General features: G+C 65.6%; 18 protein-coding genes and 1 pseudogene. 13 read left to right on the top strand and 6 right to left on the bottom strand.

Going from position 1 to position 21,210, the window contains the following annotated elements; genetic code table 11:
- Positions 1 to 42: 42 nt before the first annotated feature.
- The 4 genes from MPSD_RS00345 to MPSD_RS00330 are packed head-to-tail and all read right to left on the bottom strand — an operon-like array spanning position 43 to position 5,282.
- Entirely contained in the window at positions 43 to 681 is a 639-nt protein-coding gene (locus tag MPSD_RS00345) for a DJ-1/PfpI family protein (protein ID WP_020785421.1), read from the bottom strand.
- A complete protein-coding gene (locus MPSD_RS00340; RefSeq protein WP_020785422.1) occupies positions 681 to 2,321 on the bottom strand; it encodes a glycosyltransferase family 87 protein in 1,641 nt (546 codons plus the stop codon). The genes MPSD_RS00345 and MPSD_RS00340 overlap by 1 nt, the downstream gene beginning before the upstream one ends.
- Positions 2,318 to 4,873, bottom strand: a complete 2,556-nt coding sequence (locus MPSD_RS00335; RefSeq protein ID WP_106407437.1) for a transglycosylase domain-containing protein — start codon at positions 4,871 to 4,873, stop codon at positions 2,318 to 2,320. The genes MPSD_RS00340 and MPSD_RS00335 overlap by 4 nt, the downstream gene beginning before the upstream one ends.
- On the bottom strand, positions 4,848 to 5,282 hold the full coding sequence (locus tag MPSD_RS00330; protein ID WP_012392073.1) for a DUF5318 family protein: 435 nt from the start codon (positions 5,280 to 5,282) through the stop codon (positions 4,848 to 4,850). Before MPSD_RS00330 ends, MPSD_RS00335 begins: the two co-directional genes overlap by 26 nt.
- Positions 5,283 to 5,394: 112 nt before the next feature.
- On the opposite strand from MPSD_RS00330, the gene MPSD_RS00325 reads away from it, so the two are divergent.
- The 10 genes from MPSD_RS00325 (at position 5,395) to MPSD_RS00280 (ending at position 14,711) form a co-directional block, all read left to right on the top strand.
- Positions 5,395 to 6,264 (top strand): DUF1707 SHOCT-like domain-containing protein, encoded by an 870-nt coding sequence (locus MPSD_RS00325; RefSeq protein ID WP_012392072.1) that lies wholly within the window; start codon positions 5,395 to 5,397, stop codon positions 6,262 to 6,264.
- Positions 6,265 to 6,419: 155 nt separating this feature from the next.
- Positions 6,420 to 6,962, top strand: a complete 543-nt coding sequence (locus MPSD_RS00320; RefSeq protein WP_011738463.1) for a PadR family transcriptional regulator — start codon at positions 6,420 to 6,422, stop codon at positions 6,960 to 6,962.
- 61 nt (positions 6,963 to 7,023) lie between these two features.
- On the top strand, positions 7,024 to 8,142 hold the full coding sequence (locus tag MPSD_RS00315; RefSeq protein WP_011738462.1) for an inositol-3-phosphate synthase: 1,119 nt from the start codon (positions 7,024 to 7,026) through the stop codon (positions 8,140 to 8,142).
- A 90-nt stretch (positions 8,143 to 8,232) separates the two neighbouring features.
- Positions 8,233 to 9,144, top strand: coding sequence for an alpha/beta fold hydrolase (locus MPSD_RS00310; protein ID WP_015353930.1), 912 nt, complete (start codon positions 8,233 to 8,235; stop codon positions 9,142 to 9,144).
- Between the two features lie 31 nt (positions 9,145 to 9,175).
- Entirely contained in the window at positions 9,176 to 9,973 is a 798-nt protein-coding gene (locus tag MPSD_RS00305; protein WP_012392069.1) for an LLM class F420-dependent oxidoreductase, read from the top strand.
- Positions 9,974 to 10,083: 110 nt separating this feature from the next.
- Positions 10,084 to 10,848: a GntR family transcriptional regulator gene (locus tag MPSD_RS00300; protein WP_020727590.1), complete on the top strand. Its 765-nt coding sequence runs from the start codon at positions 10,084 to 10,086 to the stop codon at positions 10,846 to 10,848.
- Positions 10,849 to 10,929: 81 nt separating this feature from the next.
- Entirely contained in the window at positions 10,930 to 12,699 is a 1,770-nt protein-coding gene (locus MPSD_RS00295; RefSeq protein ID WP_086085370.1) for an ABC transporter substrate-binding protein/permease, read from the top strand.
- Entirely contained in the window at positions 12,696 to 13,445 is a 750-nt protein-coding gene (locus MPSD_RS00290; protein ID WP_020785425.1) for an amino acid ABC transporter ATP-binding protein, read from the top strand. The genes MPSD_RS00295 and MPSD_RS00290 overlap by 4 nt, the downstream gene beginning before the upstream one ends.
- A gap of 56 nt (positions 13,446 to 13,501) precedes the next feature.
- Positions 13,502 to 14,005, top strand: a complete 504-nt coding sequence (locus tag MPSD_RS00285; protein ID WP_086085371.1) for a MarR family winged helix-turn-helix transcriptional regulator — start codon at positions 13,502 to 13,504, stop codon at positions 14,003 to 14,005.
- A gap of 40 nt (positions 14,006 to 14,045) precedes the next feature.
- Positions 14,046 to 14,711 (top strand): SDR family oxidoreductase, encoded by a 666-nt coding sequence (locus MPSD_RS00280; protein ID WP_015353925.1) that lies wholly within the window; start codon positions 14,046 to 14,048, stop codon positions 14,709 to 14,711.
- Between the two features lie 29 nt (positions 14,712 to 14,740).
- Here MPSD_RS00280 and leuS read toward each other — a convergent pair whose 3' ends face one another.
- Positions 14,741 to 17,671, bottom strand: coding sequence for a leucine--tRNA ligase (leuS, locus tag MPSD_RS00275; protein WP_020785426.1), 2,931 nt, complete (start codon positions 17,669 to 17,671; stop codon positions 14,741 to 14,743).
- Between the two features lie 198 nt (positions 17,672 to 17,869).
- Between leuS and MPSD_RS00270 the strand changes: the two genes are divergently transcribed.
- From MPSD_RS00270 to MPSD_RS00260, 3 genes and pseudogenes are all read left to right on the top strand, one after another.
- Positions 17,870 to 19,003 carry an LpqN/LpqT family lipoprotein gene (locus tag MPSD_RS00270; RefSeq protein WP_086085372.1) on the top strand — a complete coding sequence of 378 codons (1,134 nt, stop codon included), beginning with the start codon at positions 17,870 to 17,872 and terminating at the stop codon, positions 19,001 to 19,003.
- Between the two features lie 84 nt (positions 19,004 to 19,087).
- On the top strand, positions 19,088 to 19,438 hold the full coding sequence (locus tag MPSD_RS00265; protein WP_012392061.1) for a hypothetical protein: 351 nt from the start codon (positions 19,088 to 19,090) through the stop codon (positions 19,436 to 19,438).
- A 49-nt stretch (positions 19,439 to 19,487) separates the two neighbouring features.
- Positions 19,488 to 20,336 (top strand): annotated as a pseudogene (locus tag MPSD_RS00260) (bile acid:sodium symporter family protein); the annotation flags it as partial.
- A gap of 137 nt (positions 20,337 to 20,473) precedes the next feature.
- On the opposite strand, the gene MPSD_RS00255 reads toward MPSD_RS00260, so the two are convergent.
- Positions 20,474 to 21,118 (bottom strand): YqgE/AlgH family protein, encoded by a 645-nt coding sequence (locus MPSD_RS00255; RefSeq protein ID WP_085979850.1) that lies wholly within the window; start codon positions 21,116 to 21,118, stop codon positions 20,474 to 20,476.
- Between the last annotated feature and the right edge of the window lie 92 nt (positions 21,119 to 21,210).

Here is a 21,210-nt window from a genome sequence, read left to right as displayed (position 1 = left end):
GGCTACCGGACGCGGCTTAACCTGCGAAATCGGATGGACCGCTCACTTGCGGGAGTCGAGGAATTCGATCGCCCCGGCCCTGACCCCTTCGTCGGCCTTGGCCAGCGATCCGGCATCGAACGGCGGCTCGGGGTCGTACTCGATCAGCAGTTGGGTGGCCTGCGCGGCCTCGCGATCCACCAGCAGCTCGACCAGCCGCAATCCCATGTCGATCCCGCTGGACACCCCGGCGGCGGTGATGATCCGTTGCGGCAGGTGCTCGACCACTCGTTGCGGCACATACCGTGCACCCAGCCCGTTGAGCAGTTCGGCGGCCCGCCAGTGCGTCGTCGCGGTCAATCCGTCCAGCAAGCCGGCCGCGGCGAGCAGCAGCGCACCGGTACACACCGAAGTGGTGAATCTGGTGTGCGGGTGCACCGCCTGCAGCCAGCCGCGGATGGTTTCGTCTTCGAGCAGTCCCCGAGTGCCGATGCCACCGGGAAACACCACGACATCGGGCGCATCGACTTCGTCGAAGGTGGCATCGCAGGTCACGCCGAGCATGCCGTTTTCGGTGCGCACCTCACCACGCTGGTGCCCGATGAACACCACATCGATCGACGGAATCCGTTGCAGAACTTCATAGGGGCCAACCGCGTCCAACGCGGTGAACCGGGGAAACACCGGGATCGCGACCTGCATCACCGGCCCCCCACCGTGACCGGTTCGGGCGCGGCCGCCACCGTCACCCGTCGTGAATGCACCGGGCGCAGCCAACCCGGCAACCACCCTGGAGGAGCATCGGCGGCGCGATCAAAAGTGCCCCCCGCCGGATCGTCGATTCGGCCGTCCCAACGCACCAAGTCCTCCTCGGGCCGGTAGATCTGTCGAATCACCAATGCACACAGCGCCATCACCGCGATGTCACGGAGCAGCACCGTTGTGGTGAACCACTGTTCGGGCAACGAACGGCTGGCATTGCCATAGAGGTAATACATCCGCGGTACCCACACCAGTGCGTCAATTGTCATCCACGCCAGCAGAACCCGTCGATGCGGCAGCGCCAGCACGGCCAGCGGGACCAGCCACAGCGAGAACTGCGGACTCCAAACCTTGTTGGTCAACAAGAAGGCGGCGACCACCAGGAATGCAACTTGGGCCAGCCGCGGCCGCCGCGGCGCGGTGAGCGCAATGTAGACAATGGCCGCACAGGCCAGCCCAAACAGCGCCGTGACCACGGTGTTGAGCACCACCGGCGGCTCCCAGAAGCCCAGCGAGGGATCGAAACCGCGCCAGCCGGTGAACGACTTGATGACGTTGTACAGCGAATCCATGTCTTCGCCGCGCCGGGTGTTGAGCCGGAAGAACTCCGACCAGCCCCGCGGATAGAGCACCATGACCGGCAGATTCACCATCAGCCAGGTTGCCGCGGTCGCCAGCGTGGCGCGCAGCACGCCACCGAGTCGTCCGGACCGGATACCCAGCACCGCCAGCACGCCCAGGAACAGCAGCGGATACAACTTGGCAGCAGCGCCCAATCCGATCAGCACACCACTCAGCCATGGTTTGCGTCGCGCCCAGGCCAGCAGGCCACCCATCGCGAATGCCGTTGCCAGCGCATCAAAATTGGTGAATATCTGAAAGATCACCAACGGTGAGGCCGCCACCAGGGCCGCGTCCCAGATCCGTCGGCCCGCCAGCCCGGCGGTGGCCCAGACGGTGGCCAGCCAGGCCAGTGCCAGGCCCAAGGCCGAGGCATTGAAGAACATCACCACTTCGGCGATCACCGGCAAGGGGGCCACCTTGCTCAATGCGGTGTAGGTCTTGGCCAGCGCCATCGACAGGTACTGGTAGACCCCGGTCAAAACCGGGTATTCCATGTAGCGCACCGCAATTCGGCCGTCGTACTGAATCTGGGGAGTACCTTCGCCGTTGGTCTCGATCCAGCTCGACTTGTACGGGAATTTGCCCTGATTCAACAGTTCGGCCCCGTAGAGCGGCACCGTATCGGAATAGCACAGTTCGTAGTAGGCACGCTGGTTGTCCCAGTTGGCTACCCGCTCGTCGCCCGGACCGGTGCCGGTGGTCTGTAGACAGGCCGCCTTGGTTGACCATCCGAGCGCCAGAAAAACCAAGGCCATCAAGAACATCACCCGCACCGGGGTCATGAATCGGGCGCGACCGATCAGCGCGTGGCGGCCTACCGGTCCACTGATCACACCCGCCAGCGCGGACCCCAAAACATCAGTGCGGCTGGGGAAATCGCGGTAGTCGGCGCTACGCAGATCCCTGGCTAGCGGTTCGGGCGAGGTGGCGCAACGTGGTGTCCGTGCGTCCGTCACGGTGGCGGATTGTCGGCGGGTGGCGCCCCCGGTGGCGGAGGGGGAGCAAGAGTGATGGTGGTTGGCGGCCCGACGGGAATCGTGATCCCGGGCGCTATCTCGACCGTGGGCTGGATGACGGTCTCCGAGGGCGGCGGCGCCTCCGGTGGAGGTGGAGGCGGTGCCGGCACGCCGGCGTAGCCGCCGATCTCGGTGGGCTTGGGGAAGCTCTCGACCTCGGTGCCCTTCAATGCACCGTCCATGGTGGCTTTCCAGATGTCCGACGGCAGGCCCGAGCCGTAAATCGGTGCGCCCGAGGCGGTCACCAACGGCTCGTCACCCTTGACCGTTCCCACCCACACGGCCGTCGACAGTGACGGGGTGTAACCGACCATCCAGGCGTCTCGGTTGGCGCTGGTGTCGCCCAACTGCACCGTGCCGGTCTTGGAGGCCGACGGCCGGCCGCCGGCCAGGTTGTGACCACGCGAATATCCGGCAATGGGTTCCATTGCCGCGGTGACGTTGTCGGCTACCGCCTTGGGGATGCGCTGGTCACCGGTGTTGTCTTCGGTGGAGGCGTCGAAGAGAACCCGGCCGTCGGCGTTGACGACTTTCTGCACGAAATGTGGCCGGTGATAGATCCCGGATGCGGCCAGCGTGGCGTAGGCCGAAGCCATGTCGATCACCCGGGTCTGATACTGGCCCAGCACAATCCCGTTGTTGGGCGGTCCGCCCTTGCCGTCCTCGGACAGCGTGTGGGGCACGCCCGGGAAGCTGGTGGCAATGCCGGCCTGGTGCGCGGCGTCGGCGACGGCCTCCGGGCCGCCCTTCAGTTTGAGCATCAGCCGGTAGTAGGAGGTGTTCAGCGACATCTTGAGCGCCTGCGCGATGTTGCAGGTACCGCAGCTCTCGCCTTCGACATTGGTGATCTTGATGCCGTCCACCGTCAGTGGCGAACTGTCGACGTCATAGCCCAGGCCAATTCCCTGTTCAAGGGCGGCCACCAGGGCGAATACCTTGAACGAGGATCCCGTCTGCAGCCCGGCCTGGGCGAAGTCGAACCCGTTGGCGTTGTCGCCGCCGTAATAGGCGCGCACGGCCCCGTTGTGCGGGTCGATGGAGACCACCGCGGCCCGCATCTCGGGATCCTGCCCGTCGAGGTATTTCGCTACCGCCTTTTCGGCCGCCTGCTGCGCTTGGGCATCGATCGTGGTCGTGACCTGCAGCCCCTGCGTGTTCAGGGTCTGTTCATCGATGTTGAACAGCTCCAACAACTCTTTGGTGACCTGGCGTTCGATCAGCCCGTTGGGCCCGGTGGTCTGGTTGGCCGCGCGGGCTTGATCCGGCGGCACGGTCCTGGGAAATACCTGCTCGGCCCGGTCTTTGGCGGACAACGCCTTGGTATCCACCATGCCGTCGAGCACCCAGTTCCAGCGCGCCAGCGCCCCATCGGGATCCACCGCCGGGTCCAGCGTGGAGGGCCGCCGAATCAACGCCGCCAGCAGGGCTCCCTCCGACACGGTGAGCTGCTCGACCGGCTTGTCGAAGTAGGCCTTGGACGCTGCCGAAATCCCGTATGCGCCGCGGCCGAAGTAGATGATGTTGAGATAGGCCTGCAGGACATCGTCTTTGGACCACTCCCCCGACATCTTGGTGGCGATGACGAGTTCCTTGGCCTTGCGCATCAGGCCGCTCCACCCGTGTTGCGCCGAGCCGACCAACGCGTTCTTGACGTATTGCTGGGTGATCGTGGAGCCGCCTTGCAGGTCACCGCCGAACAAGTTGTTCTTTATCGCTCGCGCGAAGCCGCTGAAGGAGAACCCCGGGTTGGAGTAGAAGCCGCGGTCTTCGGCGGCGATGACCGCGGCGCGGACATGCTCGGGCACCTGACTGAGGTTGACGTCGACCCGATTGCCTTCGGGGGGAACGATCTTGGCGATCTCGGAGCCGTCGCTAGCCAGGATCGTGGACACCTGATTGGTGCGGATGTCGCCCGGCCTTGGCACATCGACGATGAAGTAGGCCATGGTGAAGGTGACGATGGGCAGCAGGATGACCACCGCCGCGGCCAGGTAGGCCGAGCGCCGCACCCATTTCCAGTTGATCCGGCGCAGCCAGTCGCGCTGTGTCGTGGACCGGTGGGACCGGGCGCGAGAGCGACCTGTTGGACCTGAAGGCCCCGCGGGACCCGCGGGTGGAGGCGCCCCGCCATCGGGCGGAAGCCCACCGCCGCTGCGCCGGCTGCGGATGGGCCGCGTCGGCGGGGCGTCGAGCGCGGCCTTGACCTGATCGAGTCGATCACGCTGCAGGGGCGTCGAGGGCGGACTGTCCAGGGCGGCCTTGACTTCCTCGATCGGGTCGGCGTGGCGAGCTGAGCGAGGATCCGACACCGCAGGAATGATCGTGGTCATCCTGTCGTCGGGAGGAACCGCACGACGCGGAACCGGCGCCGAACGCGACCGTTCGTCGTTGCCGGATTGGCCGCCCATGTCGTCGCCCGCTGGACCGCCCCGAGCGTCGCTGGGCGGCTGGTGGTGGCGCCCTTCGTTACTCGCTGGCAGTGCGGGCTCCATTGCGCGCCGTGCGCTTGCCACCGGTTCCCCGCGGGGGACGTGCGGGACGTGCCGCACCCAGGACATAGGACTTCACCAGGTGATTCCAACTGCAGGTGCGGCACACCTCCACAACGTGCACCGCGAACTCGGAGAACCGGGTGGTCAACATGATCAACTCTTCGGCGGTACGCGCCGAACCCGACACCGGGCCCAGGTGGTCACCGAACACCCAAGACACCAGCGTGAGCTGCTCTTTACGGCAGATCGGGCAGATCACCTGACTTTGTTTCCCGTGAAACTTCGCCGCGCGCAGCAGATAGGGATTCGCGTCGCACACCTCGGAAACACCGGTGCGCCCCGAATACACCTCGGCCAGCAGTGAGCGCCGCCGAAGCGCGTAGTCCACTACCTGTCGCTGCAGTCGCACGCTGACCAGAGTACGTCGCGATCCGCACCACCGATACGCAACAATGCCGTTATCGCGCGTCTCCTGGGTATTCGTTGACCACCTGCCGGCGGGGACTTCTACGATCATCGGCGTGGCGAAATGGCTAGGCGCATCACTCGCGCGTGGAGGCTCGGCGGCGACCCGGGCCAAGGACACCGACCGGCAAGACGCCTGCCAGATTCTCGACAGTGCCCTCAGCGACGGCCAGCTCTCGATGGAGGAGCATCGCCAGCGGGTCGCCACGGCAACCCAGGCGGTGACGTTGGGTGACCTGCAGCACCTGGTCGCCGACCTGCAATCCGAGAGTGCGCCCGCGGAGGTGCCGGCCCTCAAGTCCCGGGGTCAGCGCAACAGCCTTGGCCTGCTGGCGGCCGCGTTGGGTGTCTCGATCTTGTTAGGTGTTGCGATCGGCTGGGGCCTGTACGGAAACACCCGTTCGCCGCTGGACTTCACGACGGACCCGGGCGCCAAGCCCGACGGGGTCGCGGCGGTGGTGCTGACACCGCCCAAGCAATTGCACTCGTTGGGCGGGCTGACCGGGCTGCTGGAACAAACCCGCAAGAGGTTCGGGGACACGATGGGCTACCGGATGGTGATCTATCCCGAGTACGCGGTGCTGGACCGCAAAGACCCCGCCGACGAACGCAGGATCTTGAGCTACACCTACCGCGGCGGCTGGGGGGATCCCACCGGCAGCGCCCGAAGCGGCGCCGACACCGCACTCGTCGACCTGGGCAAGTTCGACGTGAAGACGGCAGTGGGCATCATGCGCGGGGCCGCGGAGACCCTGGGGATGAAGCCGAAAGACGTCACCAACATGTACCTGTCCATCAACCCCGCGAGCGACCCGACCACCCCCGGGGCGATATCGCTACAGTTATACGTCTCGAGCGACTACGGCAGTGGATACATCGCCTTTGCCGGCGACGGCACCATCAAACAGGTGAACTACCCGTCCTAGCCCGAACGGGCTCGTCGTTCAGCGGGTTTTCCCCGCCAACCAACTGTGACTAACACCGCACCAACGGTAGGTTGTGTCGTGGCGAATATATCGCGACGATACTATGGCGCGAGGCGTCGGTTCGTCGTAACCAGGCATGCAAAGGAGGTGGTTCGATGCTGGAGCTCGCCATCCTGGGCCTGCTCATCGAATCGCCGATGCATGGCTATGAGTTGCGCAAACGCCTGACCGGCCTGCTCGGCGCATTCCGGGCATTCTCCTACGGCTCGCTGTATCCCGCGCTGCGGCGCATGCAGGCCGAAGGGTTGATCGCCGAGAACGCCGCCCCCACGGGGATGCCGGTGCGGCGGGCCCGGCGGGTCTACCAGCTCACCGATGCCGGCCGTCGGCGCTTCGGCGAGCTGGTTGCCGACACCGGCCCGCACAACTACACCGACGATGGCTTCGGGGTACACCTGGCGTTTTTCAACCGCACCCCCGCCGAAGCGCGGATGCGCATCCTGGAAGGCCGTCGCCGCCAGGTGGAGGAACGCCGGGAAGGCCTGCGTGACGCGGTGGCCCGGGCTAGCAGCTCGTTCGACCGCTACACCCGCCAGCTGCATCAACTCGGACTGGAGTCCAGCGAGCGTGAGGTCAAGTGGCTCAACGAGCTCATCGCCGCCGAACGCGCCGCACCCAATCACGCTGAACAGACCTGAACCCCCGCAAACCAACAATGCCTAGACACCGCAGAAGCAATGAGGTTAGGAGAACGCCCGAATGAGTGAGAAGAAGCCGCTAGGCGCGCCGGGTGCGCAGCCTGAGGTACGAGTCGCCATTGTCGGCGTCGGCAACTGCGCGTCCTCGCTGGTCCAGGGCGTCGAGTACTACCAAAATGCCGACGACAACTCGATGGTGCCCGGCCTCATGCACGTGCGGTTCGGCCCGTACCACGTGCGCGACGTCAAGTTCGTGGCGGCTTTCGACGTCGACGCCAAGAAGGTCGGCTTCGATCTGTCCGACGCGATCTTCGCCTCGGAGAACAACACCATCAAGATCGCCGACGTGGCGCCCACCAACGTGGTGGTGCAGCGCGGCCCGACGCTCGACGGCATCGGCAAGTACTACGCCGACACCATCGAGCTGTCCGACGACGAGCCGGTCGACGTGGTGAAGGTCCTCAAGGACAACAAGGTCGACGTCCTGGTGTCCTACCTGCCGGTGGGCTCCGAGGAGGCCGACAAGTTCTACGCCCAGTGCGCCATCGACGCCGGCGTGGCGTTCGTCAACGCGCTGCCGGTGTTCATCGCCTCCGACCCGGCCTGGGCCAAGAAGTTCAAGGACGCCGGCGTGCCGATCATCGGCGACGACATCAAGAGCCAGGTCGGCGCCACCATCACCCACCGCGTGATGGCCAAGCTGTTCGAGGACCGCGGGGTCACCCTGGACCGCACCTACCAGCTCAACGTCGGCGGCAACATGGACTTCAAGAACATGCTCGAGCGCGAGCGCCTGGAGTCCAAGAAGGTCTCCAAGACCCAAGCCGTGACGTCCAACCTCACCGGCTCGCTGGCCGGCAAGGTCGAGGACAAGAACGTCCACATCGGCCCGTCCGACCACGTGGCCTGGCTCGATGACCGCAAGTGGGCCTACGTGCGCCTGGAAGGCCGCGCCTTCGGTGACGTGCCGCTGAACCTGGAGTACAAGCTCGAGGTGTGGGACTCGCCGAACTCGGCGGGCATCATCATCGACGCGGTGCGGGCGGCCAAGATCGCCAAGGACCGCGGCATCGGTGGCCCGGTCATCCCGGCATCGGCCTACCTGATGAAGAGCCCGCCGAAGCAGCTGGCCGACGACGTTGCGCGCACCCAGCTCGAAGAGTTCATCATCGAGGGCTAACCCCTTCTTACCGAGCGTCACGCCAGCGTGGCTTTCTGCGCCGAGCGTCACCCCAGCGTGACGCTCGGCGCAGCTCGTAGAGTCGCAGGTGTGACCGACTCCTTCCCCGACGATCTGACCGGCCTCACCGAGTTCGACCTGCTGGCCGAGAATGCCGAACAGGCCGGGGTGACGGGTCCGCTTCCGGAAGTGGAGCGCATCGAAGTCGGCGCGGCCGAGACCAGGATCAGCGCGTTGCGCTGGGGCGGCCGCGCCCCGCGGGTGATCTTTCTGCATGGCGGGGGGCAAAACGCCCACACCTGGGACACCGTGATCGTCGGTCTTGGCGAACCAGCGCTGGCGGTGGACCTTCCCGGCCACGGCCATTCGGCCTGGCGTCAGGACGGTGACTATTCACCCCAGCACAACGCGGACGCACTGGTACCGGCGCTGCGCGAGCTGGCACCCGAAGCCGAATTCGTTGTCGGGATGTCGCTAGGCGGGCTGACCGCGATACGGCTTGGCGCCCTGGCACCCGAACTCGTCGACGAGCTGGTGCTCATCGACGTCACCCCCTCTGCCTTGCAGCGCCACGCTGAAATGACCGCGGAGCAGCGCGGCACGGTTGCCCTGATGCACGGAGAGCGGGAGTTTCCCAGCTTCCAGGCCATGCTGGATCTGACGGTCGCCGCGGCACCACATCGCGAAGTAAAGGCTCTGCGCCGCGGCGTGTTCCACAACTCTCGGCGGCTGGAGAACGGCAACTGGGCATGGCGTTATGACGCCATCCGCGCTTTCCCCGACTTCGCCGTCCTCTGGGACGTCGATGCGTTGGCAGCGCCGGTCACCCTGGTGCGCGGCGGTAAGTCGGGCTTCGTCAGCGACGAGGACATCGCCGAGCTGCGCGGGCGTGCGAAGGGTTTTCGTGGCGCACAGACGGTCGAGAACTCGGGTCATTCGGTGCAAAGCGACCAACCCCGGGTCCTGGTCGAGATCCTGCGTGGGGTGCTCGGCGGGCGCTGAGCCCGCGCCGCAACGCGCCTACGGTGGTCTCATGACCTCACCCGTACATCCCGATCGACCTTTGCGTATCGGCGTTCAGCTGCAGCCACAACACGCCTCGCACTACGGCGATATCCGCGATGCCGTGCGCCGGTGCGAAGACATCGGTGTCGACATCGCCTTCAACTGGGACCACTTCTTCCCGCTGTTCGGCGACCCCGATGGAGCCCATTTCGAGTGTTGGACCATGCTGGCGGCCTGGGCCGAACAGACCTCGCGCATCCAGATCGGCGCGCTGGTGACCTGCAACTCCTACCGCAATCCGGAGTTGCTGGCCGATATGGCTCGCACCGTCGACCACATTTGCGACGGCCGGCTCATCCTGGGGATCGGTTCGGGCTGGAAGCAGAAGGACTACGACGAATACGGGTACGAGTTCGGCACCGCAGGCAGCCGTCTCGACGATCTAGCCGGCGCCCTCCCCCGGATCAAGACGCGGCTGGCGAAGCTGAACCCGGCGCCTACTCGCGACATTCCGGTCCTGATCGGCGGCGGGGGCGAACGCAAGACGCTACGGCTGGTCGCCGAACACGCTGACATCTGGCACAGCTTCACCGGCGTTGACGAGTTCCCGGCGAAGTCCGCGGTGCTCGCCCGGCACTGCGCCGACGTCGGTCGGGATCCGGCCACCATCGAGCGTTCTGCCGCGCTTCAGGACAGCGGCAGGCTCAGCGCCGACGCCGACGCACTCGCCGGTCTGGGAGTCACACTGCTGACCGTCGGGTGCGATGGGCCCGACTACGACCTGGCAGCTGCCGAGGCGTTGTGCAGATGGCGTGACAGCCGCTGACTTTCGAGAACGTAAATTTAATCGTCAAATCTGAGAATTTGCGTGCCCAGTCGTGAGAAACTTCCAGCGCTGATTGCCGGACCGGGCCGAAAAGAGACTCGACGAAACCGATGCCAAAGAAATATGGGGTCAAGGAAAAAGACCAGGTTGTTGCGCACCTCCTCAACCTGATTCTGACTGGCAAACTACGAAGCGGCGACCGTGTCGACCGCAACGAGATCGCAGGGAGCCTCGGGGTCAGCCGGGTCCCCATCCAGGAGGCGTTGGTCCAGCTCGAACACGACGGAGTCGTGTCCACGCGCTATCACCGAGGAGCGTTCGTGGAACGCTTCGACCAATCGACCGTTCTCGAACACTACGAGCTCGAGGGCGTGCTCAATGGCATGGCGTCCGCGCGCACCGCGGCCAATCCCACGCCTCGGATTCTGGGAGAGCTCGACGGGCTGATGCGAACGCTTCGCGCCGCCAAGGACGCTCGGATCTTTGCCGAACTCACCTCGGAATACCGCAGAACGATCAACGAGGAGTACGCGGGACCACGACTGCAGGCCCTCATTCGCGCGTCGCAAAACCTGATACCCGGCGCGTTTTGGGCGAGCTACCAGTACCGGCGCGAAGACATGCTGCCCTTCTACGAAGACGAGCATTCGGCGATACATCGACGTGACCCGCAGGCCGCGCGCGCGGCCTGTAGCGGCCGCTCCGAGTTGATGGCGCAAACGATGCTGACCGAACTGTTTCGGCGCCAGGTGTTCACCCCGCATGAGCAAGCGTGCCGCAACAACGGCCATGCAACGGCCGCGCCGGTAGCGCCGCTGCCGTCGCGGCCCAAAATTGTTGTCGAGACCCCTGAGGCGACCCGGCTCGCATTCTGAGCAGCACACACCGCCCGCTTGATCGATACGGTGGCGGTGATGAGTTCAACCGTGCATCCCCGTGCTCGCGGCAGGACGAGAATGCTCGCGGTGTCCGCGACGATCCTGATCGTGTTGGGCTTGGCGCTGGCGGCGCCCGCCCAGGCGGACCACAATCAGTGCGCACCGGCCGGTGTGGACAGTGCCATGGTCCTGCCCGCCGATCTGTCCAGTGCGACGACTGCCGGCTCGGACGAAGACGTCCAGACCACCGCGGGGGTTGTGCCGCTGAGTTCGGTGAACATTGGCGACCTGGGGCTAGGCACGCCCGGAGTCTTGACGGCGGGCACCCTGTCCGACGCTCCGCCCAACACTTGCATCAACTCCACCGGGCAGTTCACCGGCTTCGATAACGAACTCTTGCGCGCCATCGCAGCCAAGCTGGGCCTGCAAGTCCGCTTTGTTGGCACCGACTTCTCCGGGCTGCTGGCCCAGGTGGCGGCGCGACGCTTCGACGTTGGCTCTGCCTCGGTCAAATTGACCGAGGCGAGGCGACGCACGGTCGCCTTCACCAACGGCTACGACTTCGGCTACTACTCGCTGGTGGTGCCCCCAGGTTCGGCAATAACCAAGTTCAGTGACCTGGCGCCGGGGCAACGCATCGGCGTGGTTCAGGGCACGGTCGAAGAGGCCTATGTGGTGAACAGCCTGCATCTGCAACCGGTGAAGTACCCCGACTTTGCCACCGTGTACGGCAGCCTCAAGACCCACCAGATCGACGCCTGGGTGGCACCCGGCAATCAGGCCGAGGCGGCGATCCGGCCCGGCGATCCCGCCGTGCTCGTGGCGAACACGTTCGGCGCGGGGGACTTTGTGGCCTATGTGGTGGCCCGAGACAATCGGCCGTTGCTCGATGCCCTCAACGCGGGGCTGGACGCCGTCATCGCCGACGGCACCTGGTCCCAGCTGTACAGCAAGTGGGTGCCCCGAACCCTGCCGCCGGGCTGGAAGCCGGGTTCTCGGGCCGTCGCCGCGCCCACCCTGCCCGATTTCGCAGCCATTGCCGCAAACCATCGGCACAAGCCGGTGGGGCCGGCCGCACCGAAATCGGCCCTGGCCCAGTTGCGGGACTCCTTCTTCGACTGGGACATGTATCGGCAAACCATCCCGACGTTGTTCAAGACCGGGTTGCCCAACACGTTGATCCTGACCCTCAGCGCCACCATCATCGGGCTGGCGCTCGGCATGGCGCTGGCGATCGCTGGAATCTCGCACCAGCGCTGGCTGCGCTGGCCGGCCCGGGTCTACACCGACATTTTCCGCGGCCTGCCCGAGGTGGTGATCATCCTGATCATCGGGTTGGGCGTCGGACCCATCGTGGGCGGATTGACCAACAACAATCCCTATCCGTTGGGCATCGCGGCGCTGGGGTTGATGGCCGGCGCCTATGTCGGTGAGATTCTGCGTTCGGGAATCCAAAGTGTTGACCCCGGTCAACTCGAGGCCTCCCGCGCGCTGGGTTTCAGCTACTCCGCGGCCATGCGGCTGGTGGTGGTGCCCCAGGGCGTGCGACGGGTGCTGCCCGCACTGGTCAATCAATTCATCGCGTTGCTGAAGGCCTCGGCCCTGGTGTACTTCCTTGGCCTGATCGCTCAACAGCGTGAACTCTTCCAGGTCGGGCGCGACCTCAACGCCCAAACCGGCAACCTGTCGCCGCTGGTGCCCGCGGGCATCTTCAACCTGATGTTGACCGTTCCGCTGACGCATCTGGTGAACTACATCGACGCGCGGCTGCGCCGCGGTCGCCGCCGCCTCGATCCGGAGGATCCCCCCGGAGTCGTCAGCTCCACCATCGGTGAGGAGATGACGTGACCCGCCAGGATGCAGGTCGACAACCGGTTTGTCTGGCGGCCAGGAGTATTCACCAAACGCTGGGCGGCAGCGTGGTGCTGCGTGGCGTCGATTTGGAGGTCCCCGCGGGTACCACCGCGGCGGTGATCGGTCCGTCCGGGTCAGGCAAGTCGACGCTGCTTCGCACCCTGAACCGCCTGCACGAGCCCTACAGCGGAGACATCCTGCTAGACGGGCGATCGGTATTGCGCGACAACCCCAACGACCTTCGGCAGCGCATCGGCATGGTGTTCCAGCACTTCAACCTGTTCCCGCACCGCAACGTTGTCGACAACGTCACGCTGGCGCCACGCAAGCTACGCGGACTATCCAACGAAGAAGCGCGAATGCTCGCATTGGACCAACTAGACCGAGTTGGCCTGAAGCACAAGGCCAATGCACGCCCAGACATGTTGTCCGGGGGGCAGCAACAACGCGTTGCGATCGCGCGTGCCCTCGCGATGGCCCCGCAGGTGATGTTCTTTGACGAGGCAACCTCGGCGCTGGACCCAGAGATGGTCAAGGGCATCTTGGCGCTGATCGCCGACTTGGGCGCTGACGGCATGACCATGGTTGTGGTCACCCATGAAATGGGTTTCGCCCGCTCAACCTCGGATGCCGTGGTGTTCATGGACCACGGGACGGTGGTCGAAGCCGGTCCCCCAGAGCAGCTATTCGAGGCCGCGCGCACCGAACGGCTGCAGCGGTTTCTCGCCCAAGTACTTTGACAGGCTGGCTAGATCGGCTCTACCGCTGGCCAGATGTCGGGTTAGACTGCCGAATTATGGCGGATAGCGAATCCACCGCGCCCGAGGTGACGGAGCTGGCCGAGGGTCTGCACCGCGCGTTATCCAAGTTGTTTTCGATACTGCGCCGGGGCGACCCTAACGGAGTGGTCGCCGGCGAATTGACGTTGGCGCAATTATCGATTCTGGTTACCCTACTCGATCGGGGTCCCATCCGGATGACCGACTTGGCCGCGCATGAGCGGGTGCGAACTCCCACCACCACCGTGGCGATCCGTCGCCTGGAGAAGATCGACCTGGTGAAACGCTCGCGCGACCCATCGGACTTGCGGGCGGTGCTTGTCGACATCACCCCACAAGGACGCTCCGTTCACGCCAAGTCGCTGGCCAACCGGCACGCCGCCCTGGCCGCGATGCTCGACCAACTCCCCCACTCCGACCTCGAAACCCTGATGACGGCTCTGACCCCGCTCGAACGCTTGGCCTGCGGCGAACCCGCCAATGCCCCGGAGGACGACGCCGCCACGCCCGGGCGGGGATGAAAGTAATTGACTGATAAACGGATTGGTGTCAGCTAGACCCATGCCAACTGCACTCATCACCGGCGCCAGCCGCGGCATCGGTGCTGCGATCGCTGCCGCATTGGCGCCGACGCACACCCTGTTGCTGGCCGGTCGGCCTTCCGCCCAACTCGACGCTGTGGCAGATCAGTTCGGCGCCACTACGTTTCCGCTGGACCTCACCGATGACGAGTCGATCGAAACCAGCTGCGAGATCGTCGATGAACTCGACGTATTGATACACAATGCCGGACTTTCCATCCCGGGGCATTTCGGCGATTCGCACGTCGACGAATGGCGCGCCACCTTCAACGTCAATCTCTTTGGTGCCGTTGCTCTTACGCTGGCGCTGCTGCCGGCGCTGCGAAGTGCCCGCGGCCAGGTTGTCTTCATCAACTCCGGGGCCGGGCGCAACGTTTCCGCCGGGATGGCATCCTATTCGGCCAGTAAATTCGCCTTACGGGCATTTGCTGACTCGTTGCGCACCGATGAGCCCACGCTTCGCGTGACGACCGTCTATCCCGGCCGCACCGACACCGACATGCAGAGGGAGCTCGTCGATTTCGAGGGCGGAACCTACGATCCCGCAAGGTTCATGCGCGCCGACACGGTCGCCGAGGTGGTGGCCAATGTGGTAGCCACGCCACCGGACGGTCACGTCCACGAAGTGGTCATCCGACCCCGCTGAGGACACCCGCCCCGGGTTTGGAATCGCGGTCAAACAACAAGATTCACCAGACGGCCGGCGACCACAATCACCTTCCGCGGGCTTGCGCCCGCCAGGAACGCCTGCACCTTCTGATCGGCTAGGGCAGCGGCTTTGACCGCATCGTCATCCGCGTCGGCGGCCACCACAACCCGGCCCCGCACCTTGCCGTTGACCTGAACCGGATATTCGACGGTGTCGTCGATCAGATAGGCCGGATCGGCCGCCGGGAATGGTCCGTGCGCCAACGAAGTGGTGTGACCCAGCCGCTGCCACAACTCTTCGGCCAGGTGCGGGGCCAGCGGGGCCACCATCAGCACCAGCGGCTCGATGGCAGCTCGGGGCACGGCATCGCGATGGCGCTTGGTGAGGAAGTTGGTGTACTCGATCAGCTTGGCGACCGCGGTGTTATTTCTCAGTGCCGCATAGTCTTCAGCCACCCCGGCGATAGCGCGGTGCAGCGCCCGCAGCGTGTCGGTGTCCAACTCAGCGGGCGTATCGGCCACCAGGATCTCGCCGGTGTTTTCGTCGATCACCAGCCGCCACACCCGCTGCAGGAAGCGATACGCGCCGATAACGTCTTTGGTCGCCCACGGGCGTGAAGCCTCGATAGGGCCCATCGACATCTCGTACACCCGCAGGGTGTCCGCGCCATAGTCGTCGCAGATCTCGTCGGGCGATATCGAATTCTTCAGGCTCTTACCGATTTTCCCGAATTCCTGAAAGACCTCGATCTCGCCGTCGGCACCGGGATACACAAACCCGCCGTCACGTTCGATGACCTCTTCGGCAGGTACGTAGGATCCCCGCGCGTCGGTATAGGCGAAGGCCTGAATGTAGCCCTGGTTGATCAGCTTGCGGTAGGGCTCGCGAGAGCTGACGTGGCCCAAGTCGTACAACACCCTGTGCCAGAACCTGGCATAGAGCAGATGCAGCACCGCGTGCTCGGCGCCACCGACGTACAAGTCGACGCCACCCGGGTCGTCCGGGCCGTGTTCGGCCGGCCTCGGCCCCATCCAGTACGTCTCATTTTCCTTGGCGCAGAACCGATCTGCGTTGTGCGGATCGGTATAGCGCAGCTCGTACCAGGAGCTGCCCGCCCACTGCGGCATCACGTTGGTGTCGCGGCTGTACGGCTTGAGCCCATCGCCGAGATCCAACTCGACGTGCACCCACTCGGTCGCCTTGCCCAGCGGCGGCGACGGCTCGCTGTTCGCATCGTCGAGGTCGAAAAGCACCGGCGAATAGTCCGGCACATCGGGCAGTTCGACGGGAAGCGCCGACTCATCAAGTGCGTGCGGGCGTCCATCCGCGTCGTACACGATCGGGAATGGTTCACCCCAATACCGCTGACGCGCGAAAAGCCAGTCACGCAGCTTGAATTCGATGCGGGCCTGGCCATGGCCGTCGGACTCCAGCCGAGCGGTGATGGCCTGCTTTGCCTCCCCCACGCTCATGCCGTCGAGGAATCCCGAGTTCACCAGGACGCCGTCGCCGGTGTAGGCGGCCTGCGAAATGTCGCCGCCGGCAATGACTTCGACGACCGGAAGTCCCAGTGCTCTCGCGAAATCCCAGTCCCGCTGATCATGGCCCGGAACTGCCATGATGGCCCCGGTGCCGTAGCCGGCCAGCACGTAGTCAGCGATGAATATCGGCACCGGCTGGCCAGTGGCAGGATTGATCGCGTGGCTACCCAGGAAGACGCCGGTCTTCTCTTTGCTTTCCTGACGCTCGAGGTCGGACTTGGCCGCGATAGCGCGACGGTAGGCGGCCACGGCCTCGGCCGGCGTGGCACCACCACCGGTCCACAGCGGGTCCACACCGGCTGGCCACCCGGCCCCAACCAGATCGTCGACCAGGTCGTGTTCGGGGGCCAGAACCAGATAGGTGGCACCGAACAGGGTGTCGGGGCGAGTGGTGAACACTTCGAGGCCGACCGTCTCACCGTTGGACCTGGTTGCCGTAAAGAGCGCGGAGGCACCCGTCGAGCGCCCGATCCAGTTGCGCTGCATGGTCTTGACCTGGTCCGGCCAGTCCAGCACATCGAGGTCGTCGAGCAGCCGATCGGAGTATGCGGTGATCCGCATCATCCATTGCCGAAGCCGCTTGCGAAATACGGGGAAGTTGCCGCGGTCGCTGCGTCCATCGGATGTCACTTCCTCGTTGGCCAGCACCGTGCCCAGTCCAGGACACCAATTCACCATCGAATCCGCCCGGTAGACCAACCGGTGGTCATCGATCACGTCGGCCCGCTCCCCCGCCGACAGCGTGGACCAGTCCCGGCCGTCGACCAGACTTCTGGCCCCGGAATCAAACTCTGCGACCAACTCCGATATCGGGCGAGCCTTGTTGGCTGCCGCGTCGAACCACGCGTTGTAGATCTGCAGGAAGATCCACTGGGTCCACTTGTAGAACTCGACGTCGGTGGTGGAGAAGCTCCGCCGGCTGTCGTGGCCCAGCCCCAGCCGGCCCAGCTGGCGCCGGAAGTTGACGACGTTGGCCTCGGTCCTGGTCCGTGGGTGGGTGCCGGTTTGCACGGCATACTGCTCGGCCGGCAGACCGAAGGCGTCGAACCCCAACGCATGCAGCACGTTGCGGCCCTTCATCCGGTGATAGCGGGCGAACACGTCGGTGGCGATGTAGCCCAACGGGTGCCCGACGTGCAGGCCCTCCCCGGATGGATAGGGAAACATGTCCTGGACGAACAGCTTGTCCTCGGGCACCGGGGAACCGTCCGACGGTGCGAGCGATCCAACCGGGTTGGGCACGTTGAACGTGCCCAGGCGGGCCCAGTTCTGCTGCCAGGTCCGCTCCACTCCGGCCGCTAGCTCGGCGGTGTAGCGATGCCGCGGAGCGTCGGATTCCGCGTCGTTAACACCGGAGGGGACACCAGAGGGGGCACCGGACGTGCTGCCAGGTGTCGTGGTCGGCGATTCGGTCACGCCCAACAGGGTATAAGGGCGGCTTTGCAGCGGCTGGCCCGTAGCCCACGGCCACGGGTTGGTCTCGGTTGCGTTGCACACCGATCAGATGTTCATCCCAGGTCTGTTTCGGTCCTGGTAGCTGCCGCCGCCAGCTAGTTACATTCAGCTTCGGTAGCGGGCAGCGCCGCCCGAATAGTTTCGGAGGGACCGACGCAAATGATCCACATCGCGCGCACTTGGCGAGGGTTCGCAGGGTGCATGGCCGCCGGCTTCGTCGGCGTCACACTGATCGCGAGCGGCACGGCGTCGGCCGACCCGCTCTATCCGCAGCCCCCGTCGCCCGCACCGGCTCCCGCCCAAGCGGCGGTTCCGCCCGTCCAGAACCTCAATGCCTCCCCCGGGAGCATCACCAACCGGTTCGCCCCGGCTCCCGCGCAGGTGCCCGCCCCGATGCAGGTTCCGGCCGCGACGGCCGCGCCGGTACCGGCCGCCATCCCCGCCACCGGACAAATGCCCGCCGCCGGGCAAGTCCCCGCCGCCGGGCAGCTGCCCGTCGCGGCGCCGGTAGCCCCGGCGATAACACCCGCCGTCACCGGGACCGTGCGCGACTACCTCAACGGCAAGGGCGTCAAGCCCGAGGCGCAGCGACCGCAGGGGTTCAACGCACTCGAGATCACCCTGCCCATGCCCCCGCGCTGGACGCCGGTGCCCGACCCCAACGTGCCCGACGCGTTCGCCGTGATTGCCGACCGAGTGGGCGGCAACAGCGTGTACACATCGAACGCGCAGGTGGTGGTGTACAAGCTGGTCGGCGATCTGGATCCCGCCGAGGCCATCTCCCATGGCTTTGTGGACAGTCAGAACTTGCTCGCCTGGCGGACGACCAACGCCTCGATGGCCGAGTTCGGTGGCTTCCCGTCGTCGGTCATCGAGGGCACCTACCGCGAAAACGACATGACGCTGAACACCTCCCGGCGCCACGTCATCGCCGCCTCGGGTAGTGAGAACTACCTGGTGTCGCTCTCGGTCACCACGGCGCAGTCCCAGGCGGTGGCCGATGCCCCCGCCACCGACGCGATCATCAATGGATTCCGGGTGGCGACCCCGACGGCAGCCGGTCACACACCCGCCCGGGCCGGCGCAGCCACTGCGGTAGCGCCGCAGACCCCGGCTCGGGCCGCGTCGCCGGCCGCACCCGCTCAGGCACCCGTGTCGATACCTCATCACCCGGCGGCCGCGACGGCGCCGGCTCAGGCGCCCGCGCCCAATCTGACGCCCGCGCTGCAGGCCGTGCCGGGCCAAGTAGCTGCGGCGCCGCCGGTCGCCGCCGCGCCCGCCCCGTCGCGCTGACTCCCGACGCCCATTACCCCCGGGGGGGTGATCCGATCGCCCCTTGATCAAGCGAACTCGGTCACGACCTCGTATTGTGACTCCATGATGATCGCCGGTGTGCTCTGCATGTGTGCGGCGGCGGCGTCCGCCCTATTCGGAGCGTGGTCACTCGCCCGCGCCGATGTCACCGACTCGACTCAGCTCGCATTGCGAGCGATGGCACCCACCCAGCTGGCGGCTGCGGTCATGTTGAGCGCCGGCGGGGTGGTGGCGCTCGCGGCCTCCCCGCACACCGCCTTGGTGGTGTTGATCGTGTGCGTCGCGGGCGCGTTGGGCACACTGGCCGCCGGTTCGTGGCAGAGCGCGCGGTTTGCGCTGAGCCGCGTGGATACGATTCCCGACGAAGCCTCCTGTAGCGGCTCCTGCGCTGGTTGTACGCTCTCCTGCCACTGAGCATCCGGTGGCACGGCAGCGGGGGATCCGGTTAGACCCAGTGCTGCTGATGGTGCTGGGGGGCATATTGGCCGCCGTCCTGCTACCGGCACGCGGTGCCGCCAGCGACGCGGTGATCGTCGCCGCCCGGGTGGCCGTCTCCGTGTTGTTTTTCCTCTATGGCGGCAAGCTGTCCCTCGAGCAGGCCTGGCACGGGCTACGCCAATGGCGCCTTCATGCGCTGGTGCTGATCACCACATTCCTCATATTCCCGATCCTCGGGCTGGCCATCCGCGCGCTGGTGCGGTCCTGGATGGACGAAGAGCTGCACAGCGGACTGCTGTTCATGTGCCTGGTCTCCTCGACGATGCAGTCAGCGATCCTGTTCACCTCGATCGCGCGTGGGCACGTGTCGGCGGCGATAGTCAGCGCGTCGTTGTCCAACATCCTCGGTGTGCTGCTCGCTCCGATACTGGTGCTGTTCTTGATGGACATCGGCGGTGGCTCCCAGGCCGAAGAGAGCGCACTGGCCGATTTTGTGCTGCAACTGTTCGTACCGTTTGTGCTGGGGCAGCTGGCCAGGCGCTGGATCGGTGCGCTCAACGCGCGGCATCCAGGCCTGATGCGCTGGATCGATCGCGCCGCCATCCTGCTGTTGGTGTACGCGGCCTACTCGCTCGGGGTGGCGACGGGTGGATGGACCAAGGTCGAAGCGTGGCACTTGGTGGCGGTGGTGGCCCTCGATGCGCTGTTGCTCGCCCTGGCCTTGGGGATCACCACGGCGCTGGGACGAGCCGCTCACCTCAATCGCGACAACTCGGTCGTGCTGATGTTCTGTGGTTCCCAGAAGAGTCTGGTGTCCGGACTGCCGATGGCGATGGTGATGTTCCCCGAGGCGATATCCGGCGTGGTCATGCTGCCGTTGATGATCTATCACCAGTTGCAGCTCGTGGTGGGCGCGGTGATCGCCAGCAAGCTGGGGAGAAAAGTGGTCGACCCAGCCGACTCGGCCGCCCTGCCCGCCGTCGCCGAACCCGACGAGCCGGGGGGAGAGCCTCAGTTCCGGCTGACGTCGATCGGGTGGGTCGCCAACAGCGAAAGCGGCCAGGGCTGCCGTCGCAATGTCCGGCCCCACAAGTCGGCCCGCGGCGGTACCAGAACGTCAGATGGCAAGGCCGACAGCACGATCCAGTCATCACGTTCGATTTCGCCCTCGAGCTGCCCGATGGTCCACCCGGAATAGCCCGCAAAAATTCGCACGCCTTCGACCAACGGTGCGATCAGGTCGGGGTCGGCGTCGAGATCGACCATCACGATCCGGCCGGCAACATGGCGCAGACCCGACACTCCACCCGGATCGGCCCCGACCCGCAACGTCGCCAGGCACAGGGCAGCGTCGCGCTTCACCGGCCCGCCGATGAACATCGTCTTGGGCTTGGCCGCAAGCTTGGCCCACTGCGGCAATACGTTGTGCACGGCGGTCTCGCTGGGCCGGTTGAGCACCACACCCAGCGTCCCGCCGTCGTTGTGCTCGACGATATAGATGACGCTGCGCCGGAAGGTGGGCTCGAGCAGGTCGGTATTGGCCAGCAGCAACGTACCCGCTCGCACCCGTTGTGCGGCAGGCGCAACATGGTCTTCTGGATCTTCCTGCGGCGCCACCCCAACATCATGGCATTCACACCACGGCACTAACAGCATCATCACCGGGTTAAACGAGCACTGTCGGCAGATATTTGTAGCGTTGTTGGGTCCGCACGGTGCGAAATCGGGCTAACCTTCGCTCGATCGTG

The organism is Mycobacterium pseudoshottsii JCM 15466 (assembly GCF_003584745.1).
GTDB lineage: Bacteria > Actinomycetota > Actinomycetes > Mycobacteriales > Mycobacteriaceae > Mycobacterium > Mycobacterium marinum.
The sequence above is the reverse complement of the archived record's forward strand: the minus strand, read 5'-3'. Positions and strand labels throughout refer to the sequence as shown.